This window comes from uncultured Corynebacterium sp. (genome assembly GCF_902782855.1).
Taxonomy (GTDB): Bacteria; Actinomycetota; Actinomycetes; order Mycobacteriales; family Mycobacteriaceae; genus Corynebacterium.
On record NZ_CACZOO010000119.1, the window covers coordinates 1 to 3,365 of the forward strand.

A 3,365-nucleotide genomic window follows, 5' to 3' on the forward strand; every position below is an offset into this window, starting at 1 on the left:
GAGAAAGCACTCTCCGCAGCGGTGGTGCCCAGTGACTCACCGTAGATGTACAGCTTCGGCCGGTGGTTCCCGGGCAGGGTGTGCCACCAGTCGACGACCGTGGTGATCAGGTCGCGTCCGTAGTCCGCCACCCGGTCACGGTCCGTGACGAACTGGACTGCGCTGGGGACGTCGGAGTACTGGGCGGAGGCGATGGCCGTGTCCCCGTCGAACATCAGCTCAAAGGCCTGCGCGGTCGTCGGGTTCACCCAACCGGTGCCCGTCGCCGGGGCGAGCAGCAGAGCCTCGCGGTCCTCGGCCCCCGTGCGCTGCAGCTCACTGACCAGGTGACGGGCCCGCTCCCGGTCATCGTCACCGTCGGTGATGCCGGCGTAGGCACGGATCGGTTCCTTCGCAGGTCGCCCGGTGAGTTTCTCCAGGTCTTCCCGGTAGAGCCCCAGCGCGGTGAAACGGGTGCCGTAGGCGCCGAGATCCTCCCACTCCGTCGGAGAGCCGGGTCCACCGGAACGCTCAGGAACGTGCGGCCTGACCAGATCAGGGCGGATCGCCTCCGTACTGACGGAGAAGAACTGCTCGGTCGCCCGACGGATGGTCCCGGGGAGAACGAAATCGACGATGAGCAGTGTGGCGACCGCCACCGCACCCCAGGACACCAGCAGGCGCAGCCCGTAGCGGGAGTTGTTGCCAGGCACCGCGCTCGCCAGTACACCGGTGAAGGCCGAAACCGCCCGCCCGATACCGACGAACAACGCCCACACCAGCAGTCCGACCGGCAGCACCAGCAGAAACTGGGCGAGAGTGTAGGAACGCGCACCCATGAGTTCGGCGAGGTCCTGCTGCCAGCGGACGGCACGGGACATCCACGCCAGCAGGGCGACGGGGATGACGACGAACAACGACATCCTGAACCTGCCCCACCACACGGCGGGAATCCGACGGCCACCGGCCAGACGTTTCCACAGTGGCTCGACGATGTCACGGCACCACAGTTTCCAGTTCAGCAGGAGGAAGAGCCCGATGAGATGACCGGTGGCCGCGGACAGTCCGGAGGCAATGCCCTGGTACAGCCATGTGCGTGGGACCAGTGAGGGGGTCAGGGACAGGGCGAAAGCGAGACCACCGACGACGAGACCCCAGCTGTCCGGGGGTTCCGGACGCCGCAGCCCGAGAAAACCCGCGATCCGGAACCGGGTCTCCGGGGACCGCCGGGCCTCGCGGGTATCGTCCACCGACACGTCAGACATGTCCCTCTTCCCGTTTCTCTGCCACCTCGAGCCACTGCATCTCACATTCGTCGTGCTCCGACCGTACGCCCCGGAGCTCCTGGTCGAGGTCGGCGAGCAGCGCCGTGTCGACGTTACCGTCGGCCGGGGCGGCGGCGTCCGCGAGCTTCGCGGTGAGGGACCCGGCCTTCGCGCTGAGCTTCTGCATCCGCCGTTCCAGTGCGTTGAGCTCCTTCTTCAGCTCGCGGTCCTCCTGCGCCGACAGCCCGGACGGCAACGGGCTCGGGGAGGCGGGAGTGGCTGGGGTGACCACCGCCTCCCCGGGACCCGCCGCGAGCAGCTCGTGGCGCCGTTCGAGGTACTGCTGGATACCACCGGGCAGGTTGGTGAGCTTCCCGTCGCCGAAGAGCGCCCAGGTCGAGTCACAGATGCGCTCGATGAGGTAGCGGTCGTGGGAGATGACCACCAGGGTACCGGCCCAGCCGTCGAGGAGGCTCTCCAGCTCCTGGAGCGTATCGATGTCGAGGTCGTTGGTCGGCTCATCGAGCAGCAGGACGTTCGGCTCCGCCATGAGCACCCGGGTCAGCTGGAGGCGGCGGCGCTCACCACCGGAAAGGTCGCGGACAGGGGTCCGCTGACGCTTGGCGGAGAATCCGAGACGCTCGGCGAGTTGGGATGCCGTGAGTTCCCTTCCACCGATCTCCACCCGGGTCGCGACATCCTCCACCGCGTCGAGCAGCCGACGGTCACCGTCGAGGTCCTCGAGTTCCTGGCGCAGCCAGCCGACCTGGACGGTGCGTCCCTGCGTCCGCTTGCCGGCGGCCAACGGGTACTCCCCGGCGAGGGTGCGCAACAGAGTGGTCTTTCCCGAGCCGTTGACACCGACCAGACCGATGCGCTCACCGGGGGCGAGGCGCCACGTGAGATCGGAGACGAGGACGCGGGCCTCCGGGGGCGGGGTGGTGACGGTCGCGTCCTCCAGCTCGATGACCTTCTTGCCGAGTCGCCTGGTGGCGAAGCTCATGAGCTCGACGCGGTCACGCGGGGCCGGCACATTCTTGATCAGTGCCTCCGCTGCCTCGATCCGGTAGCGCGGTTTGGAGGTCCGGGCCGGGGCACCGCGGCGCAGCCACGCGAGTTCCTTGCGCGCGAGATTCGCCCGACGCTGTTCCTCCGCATCGGCCTGACGGGATCGTTCGGCACGGGCGAAGGTCCAGTCGTTGTAGCCGCCCTCGAACACGTCGACGGTCCCGTCGTGGACCTCCCAGGTTGTCGTCGCCACGGTGTCGAGGAACCAGCGGTCGTGGGTGACGACGACGACGGCGCAGCGTCGGGACAGCAGATGCCGGGCGAGCCACTCCACCCCCTCGACGTCGAGGTGGTTGGTCGGTTCATCGAGGATGACGAGGTCGAGGTCACGCACCAGCGCAGCGGCGATTCCGACGCGACGGCGCTCACCCCCGGACAGTCCCTCCAGCGGAGTGCCCATCCCCGCGCCGTCACCGAGGTCGTTGACGCCGATGCCCTCCAGGACGTCACGTATCCGTGGGTCAGACGCCCACTCATGGGTCTCCAGGGGACCGGACTCCCCCGTGAGCCCCGACAACACCGCCTCGCCGACGGTGCTGCCCGGCAGGTCACTGTCCTGGGACACGACGGCCATGCGCAGGTCGTTGTTGCGGGACACGCGCCCGGAGTCCGGGGTGTCCGACCCCGCGAGAATGCGGATGAGCGTCGATTTGCCGCCGCCGTTGAGACCGACGACACCGATCCGATCGGCGCTGTTGACCCCGAGGCTCACACCGTCGAGGAGGGTCTTCAGCCCGTAGGACTTGTCGACGTTCTCGAGGTTGATGAGGTTGACTGTGCTGGCCATGTGGAGTTTCAGTGCTTCTTTCGGTGACAGGGGTGACGGTATACGGCGGTGGACTCAGGCGGTGCGTGCGCCGTGGGGGGAGGACGCGGCAACGAGAGTCGGCCCGGTGTGCCCCGCGACGGACACGGCGGTGGCGACCTCGACAGCGTGCTCCCGGTCAGAACAGAGCATTGCGACAGCCGGCCCGGGTCCGACCACCACGGTACCCAGCGCACCTGCCTCGCGGGCCGCGGTGAGGGTTCGGCGTAAGGGGGGACGCAGACTCA

Annotated in this window: 2 protein-coding genes and 1 pseudogene; all 3 read right to left on the reverse strand. The window is 68.3% G+C overall.

Going from position 1 to position 3,365, the window contains the following annotated elements; genetic code table 11:
• Positions 1-1,244 (reverse strand): alpha/beta-hydrolase family protein (locus QZV72_RS05610; protein WP_297006152.1); only part of this gene is annotated, 1,244 nt, incomplete at its 3' end.
• Positions 1,237-3,099, reverse strand: a complete 1,863-nt coding sequence (locus QZV72_RS05615; protein ID WP_297006154.1) for an ABC-F family ATP-binding cassette domain-containing protein — start codon at positions 3,097-3,099, stop codon at positions 1,237-1,239. The genes QZV72_RS05610 and QZV72_RS05615, both read right to left, overlap by 8 nt.
• A gap of 54 nt (positions 3,100-3,153) precedes the next feature.
• Positions 3,154-3,365 (reverse strand): annotated as a pseudogene (locus QZV72_RS05620) (4-diphosphocytidyl-2C-methyl-D-erythritol kinase); the annotation flags it as partial.